Annotated in this window: 16 protein-coding genes and 3 tRNA genes; 10 read left to right on the top strand and 9 right to left on the bottom strand. The window is 37.9% G+C overall.

Going from position 1 to position 18,471, the window contains the following annotated elements:
* Positions 1-18 precede the first annotated feature (18 nt).
* Complete coding sequence (locus B9T28_RS08475) at positions 19-333, top strand: DUF5713 family protein (protein ID WP_086203547.1); 315 nt, start codon at positions 19-21, stop codon at positions 331-333.
* 25 nt (positions 334-358) lie between these two features.
* Here B9T28_RS08475 and B9T28_RS08470 read toward each other — a convergent pair whose 3' ends face one another.
* The 5 genes from B9T28_RS08470 to B9T28_RS08450 form a co-directional block, all read right to left on the bottom strand.
* On the bottom strand, positions 359-742 hold the full coding sequence (locus B9T28_RS08470) for a hypothetical protein (RefSeq protein WP_086203546.1): 384 nt from the start codon (positions 740-742) through the stop codon (positions 359-361).
* Positions 743-837: 95 nt separating this feature from the next.
* A tRNA-Leu gene (locus B9T28_RS08465) sits at positions 838-923 on the bottom strand.
* Between the two features lie 375 nt (positions 924-1,298).
* On the bottom strand, positions 1,299-2,030 hold the full coding sequence (locus B9T28_RS08460; RefSeq protein ID WP_086203545.1) for a hypothetical protein: 732 nt from the start codon (positions 2,028-2,030) through the stop codon (positions 1,299-1,301).
* 119 nt (positions 2,031-2,149) lie between these two features.
* Positions 2,150-2,235 (bottom strand) — tRNA-Leu (locus B9T28_RS08455).
* Positions 2,236-2,248: 13 nt separating this feature from the next.
* Positions 2,249-2,322: transfer RNA gene (locus B9T28_RS08450), tRNA-Cys, on the bottom strand.
* 152 nt (positions 2,323-2,474) lie between these two features.
* On the opposite strand from B9T28_RS08450, the gene folD reads away from it, so the two are divergent.
* Entirely contained in the window at positions 2,475-3,323 is an 849-nt protein-coding gene (gene folD / locus B9T28_RS08445; RefSeq protein WP_086203544.1) for a bifunctional methylenetetrahydrofolate dehydrogenase/methenyltetrahydrofolate cyclohydrolase FolD, read from the top strand.
* A gap of 335 nt (positions 3,324-3,658) precedes the next feature.
* The gene (locus B9T28_RS08435; RefSeq protein WP_086203543.1) at positions 3,659-4,327 is read left to right on the top strand and encodes a class I SAM-dependent methyltransferase; all 669 of its coding nucleotides are present in this window, start codon (positions 3,659-3,661) and stop codon (positions 4,325-4,327) included.
* Positions 4,328-4,352: 25 nt separating this feature from the next.
* Here the strand turns inward: B9T28_RS08435 and B9T28_RS08430 are convergent, their stop codons facing one another.
* The gene (locus B9T28_RS08430) at positions 4,353-4,781 is read right to left on the bottom strand and encodes a hypothetical protein (protein ID WP_086203542.1); all 429 of its coding nucleotides are present in this window, start codon (positions 4,779-4,781) and stop codon (positions 4,353-4,355) included.
* A gap of 368 nt (positions 4,782-5,149) precedes the next feature.
* Between B9T28_RS08430 and B9T28_RS08425 the strand changes: the two genes are divergently transcribed.
* A complete protein-coding gene (locus B9T28_RS08425) occupies positions 5,150-5,908 on the top strand; it encodes a DeoR family transcriptional regulator (RefSeq protein WP_086203541.1) in 759 nt (252 codons plus the stop codon).
* A 142-nt stretch (positions 5,909-6,050) separates the two neighbouring features.
* Complete coding sequence (gene glpD / locus B9T28_RS08420; RefSeq protein WP_086203540.1) at positions 6,051-7,577, top strand: glycerol-3-phosphate dehydrogenase; 1,527 nt, start codon at positions 6,051-6,053, stop codon at positions 7,575-7,577.
* A 70-nt stretch (positions 7,578-7,647) separates the two neighbouring features.
* On the opposite strand, the gene B9T28_RS08415 is transcribed toward glpD, so the two are convergent.
* Entirely contained in the window at positions 7,648-8,031 is a 384-nt protein-coding gene (locus B9T28_RS08415; protein ID WP_086203539.1) for a hypothetical protein, read from the bottom strand.
* A 95-nt stretch (positions 8,032-8,126) separates the two neighbouring features.
* Positions 8,127-9,956, bottom strand: coding sequence for a phosphoenolpyruvate carboxykinase (GTP) (locus B9T28_RS08410; protein ID WP_086203538.1), 1,830 nt, complete (start codon positions 9,954-9,956; stop codon positions 8,127-8,129).
* 407 nt (positions 9,957-10,363) lie between these two features.
* On the opposite strand from B9T28_RS08410, the gene B9T28_RS08405 reads away from it, so the two are divergent.
* The 4 genes from B9T28_RS08405 to groL all read left to right on the top strand — a co-directional run bounded on the left by B9T28_RS08405 (position 10,364) and on the right by groL (position 14,225).
* Entirely contained in the window at positions 10,364-11,302 is a 939-nt protein-coding gene (locus B9T28_RS08405; protein ID WP_086203537.1) for a diacylglycerol/lipid kinase family protein, read from the top strand.
* Positions 11,283-12,053 carry a metallophosphoesterase family protein gene (locus B9T28_RS08400; RefSeq protein WP_086203536.1) on the top strand — a complete coding sequence of 257 codons (771 nt, stop codon included), beginning with the start codon at positions 11,283-11,285 and terminating at the stop codon, positions 12,051-12,053. Before B9T28_RS08405 ends, B9T28_RS08400 begins: the two co-directional genes overlap by 20 nt.
* Before the next feature lie 187 nt (positions 12,054-12,240).
* Positions 12,241-12,531 (top strand): co-chaperone GroES, encoded by a 291-nt coding sequence (locus B9T28_RS08395; RefSeq protein ID WP_086203535.1) that lies wholly within the window; start codon positions 12,241-12,243, stop codon positions 12,529-12,531.
* Between the two features lie 59 nt (positions 12,532-12,590).
* On the top strand, positions 12,591-14,225 hold the full coding sequence (groL, locus tag B9T28_RS08390) for a chaperonin GroEL (protein ID WP_086203534.1): 1,635 nt from the start codon (positions 12,591-12,593) through the stop codon (positions 14,223-14,225).
* A gap of 65 nt (positions 14,226-14,290) precedes the next feature.
* On the opposite strand, the gene B9T28_RS08385 is transcribed toward groL, so the two are convergent.
* Positions 14,291-14,665: a diacylglycerol kinase gene (locus B9T28_RS08385; RefSeq protein ID WP_086203533.1), complete on the bottom strand. Its 375-nt coding sequence runs from the start codon at positions 14,663-14,665 to the stop codon at positions 14,291-14,293.
* Between the two features lie 608 nt (positions 14,666-15,273).
* Between B9T28_RS08385 and B9T28_RS08380 the strand changes: the two genes are divergently transcribed.
* Positions 15,274-18,372: a multidrug efflux RND transporter permease subunit gene (locus B9T28_RS08380; protein ID WP_086203532.1), complete on the top strand. Its 3,099-nt coding sequence runs from the start codon at positions 15,274-15,276 to the stop codon at positions 18,370-18,372.
* The last annotated feature ends 99 nt before the right edge of the window (positions 18,373-18,471 follow it).

The raw sequence follows: 18,471 nt of genomic DNA, 5'->3' as shown, positions 1-18,471 counted from the left end.
TGCTGTTTTTAGGTTGATATGTTTAACGATCTACTTCTCCCAATGTTTGATGATGAATATTATCCTGATATTCTGGTTGCTGAAGTTAAGCAACTTATTGAACGTTTTGCAAAAAAACTTGCAAAAAAAAGCTTATCTGATGGAGAAATCTATCATTTGGCGAGTACAACTGTGGTTGAAATTAATGGAATGAAGCCGCAGTTTGAAGACCTTGATTCATCTCTAGATGGTACCGCTGCAGATTATATTATTGAAGCAATGATGATGGTGGTGCAAGATCAAGGTTATATAGATATAGATATGGAAGAGTTGGTGTCAAATAGAGAGTGGTAAGTCACTCTCTATTTTTTTGTTTAAATTAACTTTCTAATGGTGGTAATGCATCATTAAGATGGCAGCTTTCACCTAAATGTTCATCAGCAATGGCTTCTACTGCTAAACGATAACGACCTTTTTCTTCAAAAGGGTTTGCATTTAAAGTTAACCAAAATTTGGGATACAGTTTGATTAACTCTCTAATACGTTGTTCATCTTTCATGTGATTAAAATGTAGTGGATATTGATAACCGCTAGAAGTACAGCGATATAGAACCAGTTGTTTATTTTTGATGATAATGGTACCAGGAAAAATATCGTAGATAGTTTCAGCTGTATTTTGAGTTGTTATGCTGTCATTGGCAAAAGTAAATGAGCAAAGTAGCAAAATGCATGTACTGCTGAGTATCTGTTTAATTATTTTCATTTTATAAATATTATCTCAAGCATATTTTTTTATAGGTGTAAAAAAACCAGCATAAAGCTGGAATTTTTATTGCACCATTTTAAGAAATATTAAAATGGTGCCCGAGGCCAGACTCGAACTGGCACGCTTTGTGGGCGGGGGATTTTAAATCCCCTGTGTCTACCGATTTCACCACTCGGGCATGTGCGCAATAATAAAGTACAGACTTTATCTTGGCAAGACTATTTATGATGATTTGCTTTCTTTTCAAACAATTAATATGTTTAAAAGCATAAAAATGGTTTAAGTGTATTTTATCTGTTCAATTTGGGTGTGTTGATGCTGTTTGAGTAAATTGGGTTTTTATGTCTTAAAGCGTAAAAACTTAGAATTAAGAGGGTATGGGTTAAAAGCCCGAGGTATTTCTTTTGATTCATGCTGCGGTTTGGTCATGTGTGTGTTTATGTTTGATCACATGGTGGGGGTATTATTATTATCGAGCGACTTTGGCCCTATATTGAATTAATGATAAATATTTTAATGAACTAAGAGTGATTGAAAGCTAAGTTTTGGTTTTTTACATCATGCTGTCTATGTAGCTATCTAGATCGATAAATTTGTAAGTCTTGCATAGTTTATTTTCATATTGAATTAACTGTAAATGTAAATCTAGAAAATAAGCAAATTGTTGTTGGTAAGTTTTGTATTGTTCGGTGTCTTTGTTGGTTATTGTTAATTTAAATTTTGTTTTAATTGCTTGTTTGTACGACCACAGGCAAATACGACGAATCTGTTGCAGATTGTAGTAGTCGGTATTTTTAGTGTGTTCGCGAAACATATTTTCTTTATAGAATTTAACGAAACCAAAGCTAAGTGCTAAAAAGAATAATACTCCTTGAAGAAGTGAGCTTTGAATAAATGCAATATTCGCTGCTTGGAGTAAAATTAAGGTCGCTATTTTGAAGGGGGTGTGACTCAGTTGTTGGTACAGATGTGTAGAGCTGTGTTTAATTTGCTTGATAACTACTGGAACAATCAGCATGAAAAAAAGCATGATGATTAATACTGAAATTCCTTTGGTTTGGAAAGTATCTAACTGTGGGAAGTGTGATCCAATATAAAGACTTAAACTAATGGAGATACTGATAAAAATCATAGCAGCAAGAATCCAAGGAACAGCTTCTTTGAGTTCATCAAAAAGACCCTTGGTTTTAATTTGACTATAAAATAAATAATTTCGCTTAAATGCTTGAGGGTGTAATGTTTGTAATTGTTGTAGATATAGTGAAACTTGTTTTGTATTCAGCATAGGTGATAACAGTCAAGGGGTGGCAAGAGAAGATGATATATAAGGAGTATAATTTTTAGATATAAAAAAACCAGCATAAAGCTGGAATTTTTATTGCACCATTTTAAGAAGTATTAAAATGGTGCCCGAGGCCAGACTCGAACTGGCACGCTTTGTGGGCGGGGGATTTTAAATCCCCTGTGTCTACCGATTTCACCACTCGGGCATTTCAACAAGATTGGAGGCGGAGGTCGGAATCGAACCGGCGTACACGGAGTTGCAGTCCGCTGCATGACCACTCTGCCACCCCGCCATTACTTGTTGATGCACATATTAGCAATCTTTGAAAAAAAAACAATACTATAAATAGTGTAGATGCACATAAAATCAGCATATAGAATAAAATCATTCAAATAATGATGTATTATTTGCGAAATTGATTCATATCTATTCTGGAGATGTGCCGTGGCATTAGTTTTAGATGGTCGTGCATTGGCAAAACAAATTGAAGCTGACTTGTTAACACGTGTAGAAGCGTTAAAAGCAAAAACAAGTCGTACCCCAATTCTTGCGACAATTTTGGTCGGTGATGATGGTGCATCTGCAACGTATGTACGGATGAAAGGTAACGCTTGTCGCCGTGTCGGTATGGATTCATTAAAAGTTGAATTAGGTAAAGAAACCACCACTGAACAACTTTTGGCAGAAATTGAAAAACTCAATGCGAATCCTGATGTTCACGGTATTTTGTTACAACATCCAGTGCCTGCACAAATTGATGAACGTGCATGTTTCGATGCTATTTCACTTGCAAAAGATGTTGATGGTGTAACTTGCCTTGGTTTTGGTCGTATGGCGATGGGTGAAGCAGCGTATGGTTCTGCAACGCCAGCAGGCATTATGACGATTCTAAAAGAACACAACATTGAAATTTCGGGTAAACATGCGGTGGTTGTGGGCCGCTCTGCAATTTTGGGTAAACCAATGGCTGCAATGTTACTTGAGGCTAATGCTACCGTGACCATTTGCCATTCGCGTACTCAGAATCTGGCTAATTTTGTGAAGCAAGCGGATATTATTGTCGGTGCTGTAGGTAAGGCTGAACTGATCCAAAAAGATTGGATTAAACAAGGCGCTGTAGTGGTTGATGCGGGTTTCCATCCACGTGAGGGTGGCGGTGTAGGTGATATTCAATTGGTCGGTATTGAAGACGTTGCTTCTGCATATACACCTGTTCCGGGTGGTGTAGGGCCAATGACCATTACGACTTTGATTCGCCAAACCGTTGAAGCTGCTGAAAAAGCTTTAGGTTAATTTAGAATCTAAGTCATAAAAGCTGCATGGGTACATTACCTATGTGGCTTTTATTTTAAATTTTATTTGAAATATGAATGAAAAGTGGAATGGCGGAGTCTTTTCTTTTGGCTTCGAGTGTTCGGATTAACCTTCGGTTCGACCTACTTTTGTTTTGGCAAAAGTAGGCAAAACCATTGTCATCCATAAAACTCGTCAAATGTTTTCGAGTATTTGATTAATCGCGGAAACTTTACGCTTTATATGAAAGTCTGCCTCGGACAGTTGTGGATGACATTTACGTGTATCTGAATACTGTGAATTAATTGTTAAATAATGAATTAGGTTTTATTTGAATGACCTGTACTTTTCAACTTCCTCAAGCACCTGAACATTTGCTAAAAGCTTTGCATGAAGTGATTCCAAACTGTGAATTACTTGCGCAGCAACTACCTGACACACCCATTTCCCTGTGGTTGATTCCTCCTATATTTCCAACCGATAAATTGGATGATGAAGTCATTCGTCGTATTTGGAATGATACGCCGTATTGGATTTTTTGCTGGGCTTCAGGGTTGGCAATGGCGCAGTGGTTGCTTGCAGAACCACATCATGTCAAAGATAAAGTGGTGTTGGACTTTGGTGCAGGATCGGGTGTGGTGGCGATTGCTGCGAAACTAGCAGGGGCAAAACGTGTTATTTGTTGTGATATCGACCCAATCAGTTTAGCTTCTTGTCGTGCCAATGCGGAATTGAATGGTGTAGAGCTTGAATATTTAGAAGACTTATATCAAGCTGAACAAGTTGATGTGCTCTTGGCAGCAGATGTGTTGTATGACCAATGTAATCGCTTTTTCTTAGATGAATTTTTAAAATTTTCCCCAGAAGTGTGGGTAGCAGACAGTCGAGTAAAAAACTTTAGTCATCCTAAATATGAAAAATTAGATGAAAGAAGTGCAACGACATGGCCTGATTTAGATGAATCGTTAGAATTTAGAAATGTAAGTTTTTACAAGACGCTATAAATAGCGTCTTTCTTAATCTAAGGGATTAAGAACAGGTATATCGAACCACTTGTAATGTGCTTGGGCGCGTTTCTAAAGCTTGGCGCGTTGCATAATCTTCACCATTATTTAAACTTGGTGTATTCGAAAGTCCAAAAGAAGTGCGTGAATGACCTAATTTGACCCCAGTCGGATCTTGATTGGTGGTTTGAGGGTTGATAATTTCATTGGTGCTGAGTACAGAGATTTTATAAGTTTTATTTAGACCAAGAACTTTTTGACAAGCACGTTGTAGTTTATCGATATCTAGTTGGCGATCCGAACGAGCAGCTAAGGTATAGGCTAAAGTGGCACTATTGGCTGTTTGATTTTCAATTTGATAACCTGTTACACCATTGTAGTGACGTGGTGTGGTTTGGCACGCTGTTAAAGCTAAAATAATGCATCCCAAACCTAGTATTTTCATGTTTTTCATATTTGAAAGTTCCAGCGTTATTATTTATTTGAGTATGCCATAGCTGGAGATTTTTAACGATCAAGGTTTGGTTGAATTTTGGTATTGCTTGAAACCTAATGTTTACAAAGCAGTAATGAGAAAATAGATTATCTTAGTTATTTGTAATTGATTACATGGGTTAGCATTTTTTATAAATTTATAGGTAATTAAAAAAAACCATTGGGATCTCATTTTTTGTTTATTTATATTGAGTTGGTTAGGGTTTTTGAGCGATAAAGCTTAAAAGCGAGATCGTTTTTATATTTTCAATATTGACGATATTTGTATCCCATAATACATTGAATGTTCGATTTCGAAAAAACTAGTTTCAATTTTGGAGTTTCAATATGAATTTGCTGATCAGGCAACAACAGATCATTGAACTGGTTAAAGAGCGTGGCTATATCAGTATTGATGAATTAGCTCAGCATTTTTCAGTGACCCCACAAACTGTACGTCGAGATATTAATCAGCTTGCGGATGCGAAATTGTTGCGTCGTTATCATGGGGGGGCTGCAATTGATTCGAGTGTGATGAACACTGAATACAGTATGCGATTAAGTCATAATCTAGAAGCAAAACAAAGTATTGCGAAAGCAGTCGCAGCGACTATTCCAAATCATGCTTCAATTTTTATCAATATTGGTACGACGACAGAAGCTGTTGCACATGCATTATTACAACATCAAGGTTTAAAAATTATTACTAATAATTTAAATGTTGCAAAAATTTTAAGCGTAAAAGAAGATTTTGAAGTCATGATTGCCAGTGGAAAAGTACGTCCAGATGGCGGTGTAATTGGGCAAGCAACATCTGACTTTTTTAGTCAATTTAAAGCAGATTATGCTGTGATTGGCATTAGTGGAATAGATGAGGACGGGGTGTTATTAGATTTTGATTTTCAGGAGGTGAGTGTCTCAAAGGGGATTATTGAGAATTCTAAACATGTTTTATTGGCTGTAGATGGTAGTAAATTTGGACGGCATGCCATGATGCGTTTGGGGCATTTAAATATGGTTGAATGTCTTTTTACAGATCGGCAACCTGATGCTCAGTATGTAAAAATAATGAATGAAAATAATGTTTCACTGATTGTAGCTGCATAAATTTCATGTGCTGATACCAATTGTTATTGATGTGATATTGTATAAAAAAATTGTAATTTTGATCAAAAAATAATAGAAGTTTAATAATTAATCAGCTAGTATTTTCTAAAACGAAATAAAGCGAACATTTTGGTGAGCGTAAATGAAAGATTTTGCAAGTAGTCCGATCAGTTATGACATTGTTGTTATTGGTGGAGGGATTAATGGTGTCGGCATTGCAAATGATGCTGTGGGGCGAGGCTTGTCGGTATTTTTATGTGAAAAAGATGATCTTGCCAGCCATACATCATCAGCCAGTAGCAAGCTGATCCATGGTGGTTTACGTTATTTAGAGCATAAAGAATTTCGCTTAGTTCGAGAAGCGTTAGCAGAGCGGGAGGTGTTATTGAATAAAGCCCCGCATATTATTCGACCGATGCGTTTTATTATGCCGCATCAACCGCATTTGCGCCCAGCTTGGTTGATTCGTACAGGATTATTCCTTTATGATCATTTGGGGAAGCGCGAAAAATTAGAAGGCTCAAAACTTATCAATTTTAATGTTGATAGTAGTCCACTTAAAGTAGAAATTACCCGCGGTTTTGAATATTCAGACTGTGCTGTAGATGATGCACGTTTAGTTGTTTTAAATGCGATGCAAGCCCGTGAAAAGGGTGCAAAAATTGTAACCCATACACGATGTACATCAGCTCAGCATGAAAATGGTGAGTGGTTGGTTGATGTGGAAAATGAGCAAGGTGCTTATCAAATTAAAGCGAAGGTTTTAGTGAATGCAGCTGGGCCTTGGGTGGCGCAATTTATACAGCAAGATCTAAGACTTAAATCACCTTATGGTATTCGTCTTATTCAGGGTAGCCATATTGTGGTGCCTAAAATTTATGAAGGTGACAAAGCTTTTATTATGCAGAATGATGATCAGCGTATCGTTTTTGCTATTCCCTATTTGGATGAATATACTTTAATTGGTACTACAGATCGCGAATATGTGGGTGACCCCAATCATGTTGAAATTACAGATCAAGAAATTGATTATTTGATCAATGTTTCGAATGATCATTTTAAAACTCAATTAAGTCGGGCGGATATTCGTTGGACTTATTCGGGAGTTCGTCCTTTATGTGATGATGAATCTGATAATCCATCAGCTGTAACGCGTGATTACACATTGTCTCTATCTCAGGAGAAACCAGAGGATGCACCATTACTTTCAGTTTTTGGCGGCAAGCTTACGACCTATCGAAAACTTGCTGAATCGGTAATGCTGCAACTCAAAGCATTTTTTCCTGAAATGCAAGTGAGTTGGACTAGAGCAGCATTATTACCAGGCGCAGAACATTTTATTTCTGCAGATGCTTTGGCTCAAGAGGTTGTACAAAAGGTACAAGGTGTTTCTGCGGTGTTGGCAATCCGATGGGTACATGCTTATGGTACTCGAGTTTGGCAGGTGCTCAAAGATAAGACCTCAACCGATGAGCTTGGACAGTATTTTGGGCATGATTTGTTTGCACAAGAAGTGGACTATTTAGTCGATCAAGAGTGGGCTATAAATAGTGCTGATATTTTATGGCGTCGGTCTAAGCTAGGTTTGAAATTTACACCAAGTGAAATTCAGATTTTAGATGAATATTTGATATGGTTGCATCAACAACGGGCACAATCAGCAGCCTAGTTTTATTGTGGAATATTTAAGTGTATGTGTGAAGTAAAAAGGCCACTGATGTGGCCTTTTTTTATTTTAATTAATAGATTTCTTTGCCATCAAGTGTCTTACAGTCAATAGCGGTGTTCCATTTTACAGCAGTGCCCCATACGACAGGTCTTACGATGCGCCATGGCCAAAAACCAAAGCGTTGACTACCATTATAATTAACGACGGCATCGGCACCTAATTTTCGAGCTGATGCAGCAAACTTAGGGTAGAGTTCGACCACGCTGCCATATGTGCCTTTGGCTATTTTAATGCGCTTAATGGTTCTGAATTGATCGGTTGAGGGGATGCCTTCTACTAAGCAAATTGGATTTGCATGTGTATTAGTGACTGCTGTAGTTTCCGCAGTGTTTTCGGCATTTGCTACGTTTGCTAAGGCGAAAAAAAGTGCTGTAACAGCAAGAAGTTTTTTCATTTTATTTTCCTTGGTGTGATGATGCTTTTTAAATTTATTTATAGATTTTAATTTTTAAAAAAGGTCACCGAAGTGACCTTTTGATTCATTATGAATTAAGCCGATTTAACTGCTTCAAGTAATTCATTTTGACGTGTTTTAAGTGCTTGAGGTAAGCGGTCACCTAGTTTGGCAAACAATTCAGTGTGGCTTTCAAGTTCTTTGATCCATTGATCTTTGTCTTGAGCTGTAACTGTGTTGAATTGTTCTTTAGAGAAATCAATACCCGTCCAGTTCAATTGTTCGTAAGTAGGAACAAGACCGATTGGTGTTTTAGTTGCTTCAGCGCGACCTTCACAACGATCAATCATCCACTCAAGAACACGCATATTCTGACCGAAGCCAGGCCATACGAAGTTGCCTTCAGCATCACGACGGAACCAGTTTACATTGAAGATTTTCGGTAATTTGTTGCCAGCAGCTTCAGCTTTAGCACCAACTTCTTCACCCAGTTCTAACCAATGAGAGAAGTAGTCAGCCATGTTGTAGCCAGCAAATGGAAGCATCGCAAACGGATCGCGACGAACAATACCTTGTTGGCCAACAGCAGCAGCAGTAGTTTCAGAACCCATGGTTGCAGCTTTATATACGCCATCAACCCAGTCAAAAGCTTCAGACACTAAAGGAACTGTGTCTGCACGACGACCACCGAAGATGAATGCAGAAATTGGAACACCCGCTGGATTTTCCCAGTCAGCGTCAATTGAAGGGCATTGACCCGCAGCAACAGTAAAGCGAGCATTTGGATGCGCTGCTTTTTCTGCGCCCGTATGCGGTTGACCTTTCCAGTTGGTTAAGTTAGCAGGAGCTTCTTTGGTTAGGCCTTCCCACCAAACTTCACCGTTGTCAGTTACTGCAACGTTGGTATAGATCACGTCTTTATGAAGTGTTGCCATACAGTTCGGGTTGGTCTTGGTATTTGTACCAGGCGCTACACCGAAGAAACCAGCTTCAGGGTTGATTGCGTATAAGCGACCGTCTTCACCTGGTTTGATCCAAGCAATATCGTCACCTACAGTTTCAATTTTCCAACCTTCGTAACCTGCTGGTGGAATCAACATTGCAAAGTTTGTTTTACCGCAAGCAGAAGGGAATGCAGCTGCGATGTAATGTTTTTCACCTTGTGGGTTAGTTACACCAAGGATCAACATGTGTTCAGCTAACCAGCCTTGTTGACGACCCATAGCCGATGCAATACGTAAAGCTAAGCACTTTTTACCGAGTAATGCATTACCGCCGTAACCAGAACCGTAAGACCAAATTTCACGGGTTTCTGGGTAATGCACGATGTATTTTTCAGGATTGCAAGGCCAAGCTACGTCTTTTTGACCCGCTTCAAGCGGAGCGCCAACAGTGTGCACGCAAGGAATAAAGTCGCCATCTGTACCAAGTACGTCATAAACAGCTTTACCCATACGAGCCATTTTAGACATGCTTACAGCAACATAAGGAGAGTCAGTAAGTTCAATACCGATATGTGCAATATGGCTACCTAAAGGACCCATAGAGAAAGGAACAACGTATAAAGTACGACCTTTCATTGAACCGTCAAACAAACCGTTTAAGCGGGCACGCATTTCAGCTGGGGCTTCCCAGTTGTTTGTAGCGCCAGCATCTTCTTGTTTTTCAGAACAAATATAAGTACGACCTTCAACACGAGCAACGTCAGAAGGATCAGAATTAGCTAAATACGAACCAGGATGTGTTTCTTGGTTAAGCGCTTGCATCGTGCCGTTAGCGATCATCAAGTCGATATAACGTTGATATTCTTCTGCGCTTCCGTCACACCATTCAATTTTCGCTGGTTTCGTTAATTTTGCAATTTCTTCAACCCAGGCAATAAGCTTAGGGTGACGAACGAATTCTGGTGCGTTCACTTGGGTCATGGTGAGGCCTATCTCAAATGTGTACAATTTTATGTACAAATAACAATCTGAATGATGTGATATACCATTCAAATTTAAGTATGAAAAAAAGTGGCTGTATTAAATCATAAATTCATGCAAAAAATAAGACTAAGGCTGTAAAAGATATGAAAAGTCACTGTTTATTTAAGTTGTTGTTATTATTGGTTTTACTTTAAATATAGTTGTAAAAATTAGCTTATTATAATTTGTGATATATGTTATTTTTATGTAAAATGTTATTATTTATCAGTGTGATGTGGCATTGTAATCGCTCTATTCTGTGATTGGTTTTATAAATGCTGTTCATTCATTTTTTACATAACAGCAATATTATCTGCCTAATATTTCAACGAAATTAGAGCAGTTACTTTAAAATAAATTTAATTATGATTAAACAATTGAGACCATTATCCATGGTTTATAACGAAAAATCAGGATTTCATACCTATAAATCAGCTGAAATTTATGAGCAGTTGATGAATATATGGACAGCCCAAGGATTTGATATACAGATTTTCGATATTAGATCCGAAGCGAATATTGAAGTGTTAATGCAAAAAATTCTGAAACGACATCAACAATATAATGATCAGGGCGTAATTGTTGCAGCGGGTGGGGATGGAACCTTAAATGCAGTGGCTTCTCAACTGCTGCATCAGACTATTCCGATGGGCATTTTACCTTTGGGAACATTTAATTATGTGGCACGTGCATTAAATATCCCTTTGGATATTCTAGATGCAGCTAAAGTCATGGGTACTGGCGAACCGCGCTCATCACATATTGCAACCATAAATGATCAAATTTATTTAAATAATGCCAGTTTGGGCTTGTATCCTTTATTTATTAAAAAACGAGAAGCTTATAATCGGAAATTTGGTCGGCTACTTCTAAATGCCTATACTTCGGGTCTAGATGTATTGATTCGTGACCGTAAAGAATTGAAGCTTGAGGTTGAGGTGGATGGGAAAAAGTATCCAGTAAAAACGCTATTAATATTTTTTGGAAACAATCAATTACAGCTTTCAGAAATCAAGTTAAGAATTGCTAAATGTGTGGAAAATGGGCAGGTTGCAGGTGTCGTCATCGCCAAAGGAGATAAATTAACTTTATTTAAAACCTTGGTCCAGACCATTCGTGGACAGTTAGAAAAAGCTTCTGATGTGTATAGTTTCAGTGCAGACCAAGTCAATGTTTATTCGGAAAAATCGAAATTGACGGTGGCTATAGATGGTGAAATTGTAGAAATGACACCCCCATTAAATATCCATGTGGAAAAAAATGCGTTAAATATTATGGTGCCTTATGTTAATTCATCTCTCTGATTTACATTTCGGGACAGAGCGCTTTGAATGTATGCAAGCCATTCAGCATTTTTGTGTCAAACATCAGCCTGAAGTTATAGTGGTGAGTGGGGATCTCACGCAAAGAGCTAAATTTAAAGAGTTTTATCGTTGTAAGCAATTTTTAGAATCACTGAATACTCCTTATTTTGTAGTGCCAGGAAATCATGATATTCCACTGTATCATCTTTGGAATCGGACTTTTAGTCCTTTTAATTTGTATCAGCTTTTTTTTGGAAGTTTAGAAAAAACCTTCATGACAGAACATTTTTATTTAATAGGATTGAATAGTATCCGTCGACGTTTTCATACCAAAGGTCATGTTTCTTTTGAACAAATTCAAAAAGTGAATCAACAGTTAATAGAAGCCCCCGTAAACAAGTTGAAGATCATCGTCAGTCATCAGCCTTTTTATACGGAAAAAGAAAATCACCATTTAAATGATTGCCCCGCGTTAGCAAAATTTGCGCTTAAAGAATGGGGGCAACATCACTTATATGCCTTGTTACATGGGCATTTGCATTTAGTCGCTGTGTATGACTTGAATTACGAATTTGAGTTAAATCTGGAACATCCAATTTATGAAGTGCATGCAGGAACAGCAACTTCACATCGTCTGTATAAAAAGATGCCGAATAGTTTTAATGTCATTTGTACGGACGGCTCTTTTCAACATTACTTTTTTGAAGAACAGAGACAAGAATTTGTTTTAAAAGTGGCTGAATCTGATTAAAGTCGCTAAAAGCATGATGATTGAGCGAAAAATATACAAAATAAGGAATATTTTTTGATTTTCCCCTTGAAGCGTTTTTTTCCATCCCCACAAAAGTGTCATCGAAATTAATTTTCTGATGATGACGAATGGAATAAATAAGTCATCATCAATTCACTATAAAAGACTTAGTCTGATGGAGTTTCCTATGAGCAATATTCGTCCTTTACACGATAACGTTGTTATTCGCCGTGTTGAAAAGGAAACAAAAACTGCTGGTGGTCTTATTTTAAGTAATTCAGCAGCTGAACAACCTGCTGAAGGCGAAGTGATCGCTGTAGGTAATGGCAAAGTGACTGATAATGGTGTGCGCGCTTTAGATGTTAAAGTTGGCGACAATGTATTGTTCGGTACATATGCTGGAACAAAAGTAAAAGTTCAAGGTGAAGAGCTTCTTATTATGAAAGAGTCTGACATTTTAGCGATTCTTGAAGCTTAATCTTAAAAATACAGATCCAGACCAATTTGTTTAAAATTTAAAAATATTTGGAGTTCAGCATGTCAGCTAAAGATGTAAAATTTGGTGATTCAGCACGTTCGAAAATGATCGCAGGCGTAAACGTACTTGCAGATGCAGTAAAAGTAACTTTAGGTCCTAAAGGTCGTAACGTTGTTATTGACCGTTCTTTTGGTGCACCACATATCACTAAAGATGGTGTGACTGTTGCTAAAGAAATTGTTTTGAAAGACAAGTTTGAAAATATGGGCGCTCAATTGGTTCGTGAAGTTTCTTCAAAAACCAATGATATCGCTGGTGATGGTACAACTACTGCAACTGTGTTGGCTCAAGCAATCTTAAATGAAGGCATCAAGTCCGTAACTGCGGGTATGAACCCAATGGACTTGAAACGTGGTATTGATCTTGCAGTTCGTGCAGTCGTTGAAAATATTAAAGCAACGGCTAAACCTGCTTCTGATACTAAAGCGATTGAACAAGTCGGTTCTATTTCTGCGAATTCAGATACGACTGTTGGTAAATTGATTGCTGAAGCAATGGAACGTGTGGGTAAAGAAGGCGTAATCACTGTTGAAGAAGGTTCAGGCTTCGAAGATGCACTTGATGTTGTAGAAGGTATGCAGTTTGACCGTGGTTATATCAGCCCATACTTTGCAAATAAACAAGATACTTTAACGGCTGAACTTGAAAATCCGTTCATCTTGCTGGTTGATAAAAAAATCAGCAACATCCGTGAATTGATTGCGGTGTTAGAAGCTGTTGCGAAAACAGGTAAACCACTGCTTATTATTGCTGAAGATGTTGAAGGCGAAGCATTAGCAACGCTTGTTGTTAATAACATGCGCGGCATTATTAAAGTATGTGCGGTTAAAGCCCCTGGTTTTGGTGACCGTCGTAAAGCAATGCTGCAAGATATCGCGATCTTAACTGGCGCAACTGTTATTTCTGAAGAAGTTGGCATGTCTCTAGAGCAAGCTTCTCTTCAAGATTTAGGTACAGCGCATAAAGTGACTGTTTCTAAAGAAAATACAGTACTTGTTGATGGTGCTGGTAATGCAACTCAAATTTCTGAACGTGTTACTCAAATCCGTGCGCAAATTGAAGAATCAACGTCAGAATACGACAAAGAAAAACTTCAAGAACGTGTTGCTAAATTAGCAGGCGGTGTTGCAGTCATCAAAATTGGTGCAGCAACAGAAGTTGAAATGAAAGAGAAGAAAGACCGCGTAGACGACGCACTTCATGCAACTCGCGCTGCGGTTGAAGAAGGTGTGGTTGCTGGTGGTGGTGTTGCACTGGTACGTGCTGCATCTGCACTTGATGGTTTGGTTGGTGCGAATGATGACCAAAATGTTGGTATTAACATTTTACGTCGTGCAATCGAAGCGCCTTTACGTCAAATCGTTGCAAATGCGGGTGATGAACCATCTGTCGTGATCAATGCTGTTAAAAATGGTGAAGGTAACTTTGGTTATAACGCTGCAACGGGTGAATATGGCGATATGCTTGAGATGGGTATTCTTGACCCAGCTAAAGTAACGCGTTCTGCACTTGAGCATGCTGCATCTGTTGCTGCTTTAATGTTAACAACGGAATGCATGATTACTGATATCCCAGAAGACAAAGCTGCAATGCCTGATATGGGCGGCATGGGTGGTATGGGCGGTATGATGTAATTCATCTCCGATCTTCATCCATAAAAATCCCCGCTTAAAGCGGGGATTTTTATATATACATTTGGTCATAAAAATAAAATAATGACCCAAGTAAAGAATATAATAGCGAGAGTAACAAATTGAGCTGCACTACCCATATCTTTGGCATTTTTAGACAATTCATGCTGTTCTAATGAAATGCGGTCAACCACTGCTTCAATGGCTGAATTAAATAATTCTACGATAATCGCCAATAAACATACGGCAACCATTAGCGCTTGTTCAACTTGACTTATATTTAGAAAAAAAGTCATTGGAATTAAAATAATATTTAGCAATAAAATTTGACGGAAAGCCGCTTCATTTTTAAAAGCGGCTTTGAATCCTGCTATAGAATAACCGGTAGCATTCAATACTCGTTTAAAACCAGTTTTTCCTTTATAGGGAGAATATTCACTCATAACTTAAAAGAATTTACAGAAATTTTAGGCAAAATAACACAATAAACTTAAAATGTAATTAATGCTTAAGTCTTTAAAAGACAAATATATAGTGACAATGAATAAAAATTAAAAGAAATAATATAGAAATCATTTTTATGGCCTTGATGATTATTGGGGGGTAAACTGTTTAGGTAGTTGAAATTCTAGTCACTATGAGATCTTTATTCATTGATGTTTTTTCTACATGGATCATGTTTTCTGATTGCTGATCATTCCCATGTTCATTGATAGTAGGGCAGTAATATAAATAAAGTGCTTTTGGTGTATGAGTACCATATATAATCTTGGTTACTCCACGTATTTATTTTTCCTTATCTTTGTGAAACTCAGACCAGAGGTAATAGCTAAGTGAAGTTGATAGCATTGATATCAATATAAAGTGATAAATGCGTGATTTGTACTTCAAACTTTTAAGAATCTACACATTTTCTTCATGATTGCTGAAAAGATTCTTATTTCTGTTATTTTTCTTGTATTTTTAGCTTAAGTCACAGAATATCAATATAAATGTCATTAAATTAACGTAGCTGTTTTTCTCACTTTCATCTGATACAGAATTTGATCTGATGCTTTCAAAATATTTTATTCAACGTCCTATTTTTGCTGGTGTATTGGCAATTATTGTGATGGCTCTCGGTATATTTTCAGTTTTAAATCTTCCCATTGAGCGTTATCCAGATATTGCCCCACCTAAAATTACGGTGTCTGCAACCTATACCGGTGCAGATGCAGAATCGGTAGAAGAAAGTGTTACACAAGTTTTAGAGCAGCAGATTAAAGGGATTGATCATCTACTCTATTTTAGTTCGAGTAGTGATTCTTCTGGTCGTGCCCGCATTAACATCAGTTTTGAAAATGGCACAGATCCTGACACGGCTCAGGTTCAAGTCCAAAATAGTATTAATAGCGTTATTAATAGATTACCTGAAGATGTACAACGGCAAGGTGTGAATGTCTTTAAATCTTTGGGTGACACGTTTATGGTGGTCGGTTTATATGACACCACGGGTAAAAGTAATAATATTGAATTGGGTGATTATCTGTCCAATCATATCGAACAAGAAATCTCTCGGATTGAAGGTATCGGGGAGGTGGATGTCTTTGGTTCGCAATATGCAATGCGGATTTGGCTGAATCCAAATAGTCTAAGACAATACCAACTTATGCCCAGTGATGTTCGAGCTGCAATTGAAGCGCAAAATACACAAGTTGCAGCAGGTGGTATTGGTGATTTACCTACAGTTCAAAATCAATACTTAAATGCCAAAGTCACAGCAGGTTCTCGATTAAGAACTGTTGAAGAATTCAATCAAATTATTCTCAAATCAAATATTAATGGTAGTTTTGTTTATTTAAAAGATGTTGCACGTGTTGAGCTCGGTGCAGAAAACTATCAATCATTTAATACCATCAACGGTTATCCATCATCAGGGATGGGAATTTCGCTTTCATCGGGAGCAAATGCCTTAGCGACTTCCGCACGAATTAAGGCGGAATTAACCAAAATATCTGAAAAACTACCGCAAGGTTATACAATTGTTTATCCACGAGATAATACGCCATTTGTACAAAAATCCATTAAAGAGGTCGTGAAAACGCTGATCGAAGCCATCATTCTGGTCGTGATTGTGATGTTTGTATTTTTACAAAGTTGGCGTGCAACACTGATTCCGACTATTACCGTGCCAATCGTGATTTTGGGAACCTTTGCGGTACTGTTTGCATTAGGGATGAGTATAAATACCTTAACTTTATTTGCCCTTGTTTTAGCGATAGGCTTATTGGTAGATGATGCAATTGTTGTCGTGGAAAATGTTGAGCGCTTAATGCATGAGCAAAATCTTACAGCTAAACAAGCCTCTATTGCATCTATGCAAGAAATGACAGGTGCTTTGATTGGCATTACGGTGGTGTTGACTGCGGTATTTATTCCAATGGCATTTTTTACAGGTTCAACTGGAGTGATTTATCGGCAATTTTCGATCACCTTAGTCGCGGCCATGTCATTATCATTGTTAGTTGCTTTAATCCTGACACCTGCATTGTGTGCCATTATCCTGAAACCCACTCAAAAACCTGCAAGATGGGCGGTTTGGTTTAATCAGAAGATGGAAAATTTAAAGCAGCACTATTTAAAGCTGGTACAAAAAACTTTAAATTTGAAGCTGGTCATTTTGGTGCTCTTTATCGGCCTAATCAGTGTTTTTGTCTTAATTTATCGTACATTGCCCACCAGCTTTATTCCAAGTGAAGATCAAGCCATCTTAAGTGTACAGTTTCGTCTTGCAGATGGTGCACCGATGTCGAGTAGTGCTATTGTCGGTGAAGACATTCGTAAATACTTCTTAGAAAAAGAAAAACAAAATGTCGATATTGTACTCATTCGCTATGGACGCAATTTTTCAGGTACCGGTCAAAACCTCGGAACAGGATTTATTGCATTAAAGCACTGGGATGAACGTTCAGGAGACAAAAATTCGGTACAAGCGATACGTGAACGGGCTACTCAGTATTTTAATAACAATCCGAATGCCAAAATTACGGTGATGATGCCATCATCCGTGAATGGTTTAGGGGATAGTGATAGTTTAGAGTTTTGGTTGCAGGACATTAATGGGCAGGGACGACATTATTTAGATCAGCAATTTAAAGCTGTACAGGCCGAAGCAGAGAATTTTAAGACTTTTGAAAATTTAGATAAAAAATCTAATCCAAATAAAGCTAAACTCAAGGTGAATGTAGATCAAAAACTTGCATTGGCCAATGGTTTAACCCAAACGGCAATTAATAGTACGTTATCTACAGCTTGGGGTGGTTCTTATGTCAATGATTTTATTGATCGTGGGCGCATTAAGCGGGTGATGATGCAAGGCGATGCAGAATTTCGTTCTAGACCAGAAGATTTACAATATTGGACAGTACGCAATGGTCAGAATCAAATGATTCCTTTCACCAATTTTGCAACTGTAGATTGGAGTGGTGGTCCAGATGTTGTGAACCGTTTCCAAGGTTATACCGCTTTGCAAATGGAAGCGAACTCGGCCAAGCATGTCAGTTCTGGTCAAGCCATGCAAGATATTCAAAGCATAGTCAATCAGCATAGTGGTATTGATGTAGCATGGAGTGGCTTATCACTTCAAGAACAGAAATCGAGTAGCCAAGCAATTTGGTTGTATTTAATTTCAGTGGCTTTTATCTTTTTATGTTTAGCAGCACTCTATGAAAGTTGGTCGATTCCAACGGCTGTGATTTCTGCAATTCCGTTGGGTATAGGGGGTAATATTATCTTCAGTTGGCTTACTGGCTTTCCAAATGATATTTATTTCCAAATCGCATTACTGACCACCATTGGTTTGTCATGTAAAAATGCAATTTTAATTGTCGAATTTGCGGTACTCGCTCAGGAAAAAGGCAGCACGGCCATTGTTGCAGCGTTGCAGGGTGCGGGTTTACGCTTACGTCCAATTTTAATGACTTCTTTAGCTTTTGGTGCAGGTGTAATACCGCTGGTTTTGGCTTCAGGTGCTGGTGCAGCAAGTCGTCAAGAGATTGGTGTTAGTGTGCTCGGTGGAGTGTTTTTTGGCACGATATTGGTACTGATTTTTATTCCGTTTATGTATGTTATGGTTCGTTCGCTGTTTAAAGCAAAACCAGTTGCTGATTAGCCTTATATCTAAAGTGATGATATCTAGCCATATAAAATATTACACCAGATGCTGAATCTATTGGTTATGATGAAGTATATATACAGATTAGGTCGTCGA

Origin of the sequence: Acinetobacter silvestris (genome assembly GCF_002135235.1) — a bacterium.
GTDB classification, from domain to species: domain Bacteria; phylum Pseudomonadota; class Gammaproteobacteria; order Pseudomonadales; family Moraxellaceae; genus Acinetobacter; species Acinetobacter silvestris.
Note: the sequence above shows the minus strand (reverse complement) of the source record. Positions and strands in the feature narration are given on the sequence as shown.

Bases quoted from the DNA above. Each gene is read 5' to 3' on its own strand.
- B9T28_RS08410 (WP_086203538.1), bottom strand. From the start codon at position 9,956: ATGACCCAAGTGAACGCACCAGAATTCGTTCGTCACCCTAAGCTTATT.
- B9T28_RS08400 (WP_086203536.1), top strand. From the start codon at position 11,283: ATGTTAATTCATCTCTCTGATTTACATTTCGGGACAGAGCGCTTTGAA.
- B9T28_RS08385 (WP_086203533.1), bottom strand. From the start codon at position 14,665: ATGAGTGAATATTCTCCCTATAAAGGAAAAACTGGTTTTAAACGAGTA.
- B9T28_RS08405 (WP_086203537.1), top strand. From the start codon at position 10,364: ATGATTAAACAATTGAGACCATTATCCATGGTTTATAACGAAAAATCA.
- B9T28_RS08425 (WP_086203541.1), top strand. From the start codon at position 5,150: ATGAATTTGCTGATCAGGCAACAACAGATCATTGAACTGGTTAAAGAG.
- B9T28_RS08475 (WP_086203547.1), top strand. From the start codon at position 19: ATGTTTAACGATCTACTTCTCCCAATGTTTGATGATGAATATTATCCT.
- B9T28_RS08415 (WP_086203539.1), bottom strand. From the start codon at position 8,031: ATGAAAAAACTTCTTGCTGTTACAGCACTTTTTTTCGCCTTAGCAAAC.
- B9T28_RS08380 (WP_086203532.1), top strand. From the start codon at position 15,274: ATGCTTTCAAAATATTTTATTCAACGTCCTATTTTTGCTGGTGTATTG.
- B9T28_RS08435 (WP_086203543.1), top strand. From the start codon at position 3,659: ATGACCTGTACTTTTCAACTTCCTCAAGCACCTGAACATTTGCTAAAA.
- B9T28_RS08395 (WP_086203535.1), top strand. From the start codon at position 12,241: ATGAGCAATATTCGTCCTTTACACGATAACGTTGTTATTCGCCGTGTT.
- glpD (WP_086203540.1), top strand. From the start codon at position 6,051: ATGAAAGATTTTGCAAGTAGTCCGATCAGTTATGACATTGTTGTTATT.
- B9T28_RS08460 (WP_086203545.1), bottom strand. From the start codon at position 2,030: ATGCTGAATACAAAACAAGTTTCACTATATCTACAACAATTACAAACA.
- groL (WP_086203534.1), top strand. From the start codon at position 12,591: ATGTCAGCTAAAGATGTAAAATTTGGTGATTCAGCACGTTCGAAAATG.
- B9T28_RS08470 (WP_086203546.1), bottom strand. From the start codon at position 742: ATGAAAATAATTAAACAGATACTCAGCAGTACATGCATTTTGCTACTT.
- B9T28_RS08430 (WP_086203542.1), bottom strand. From the start codon at position 4,781: ATGAAAAACATGAAAATACTAGGTTTGGGATGCATTATTTTAGCTTTA.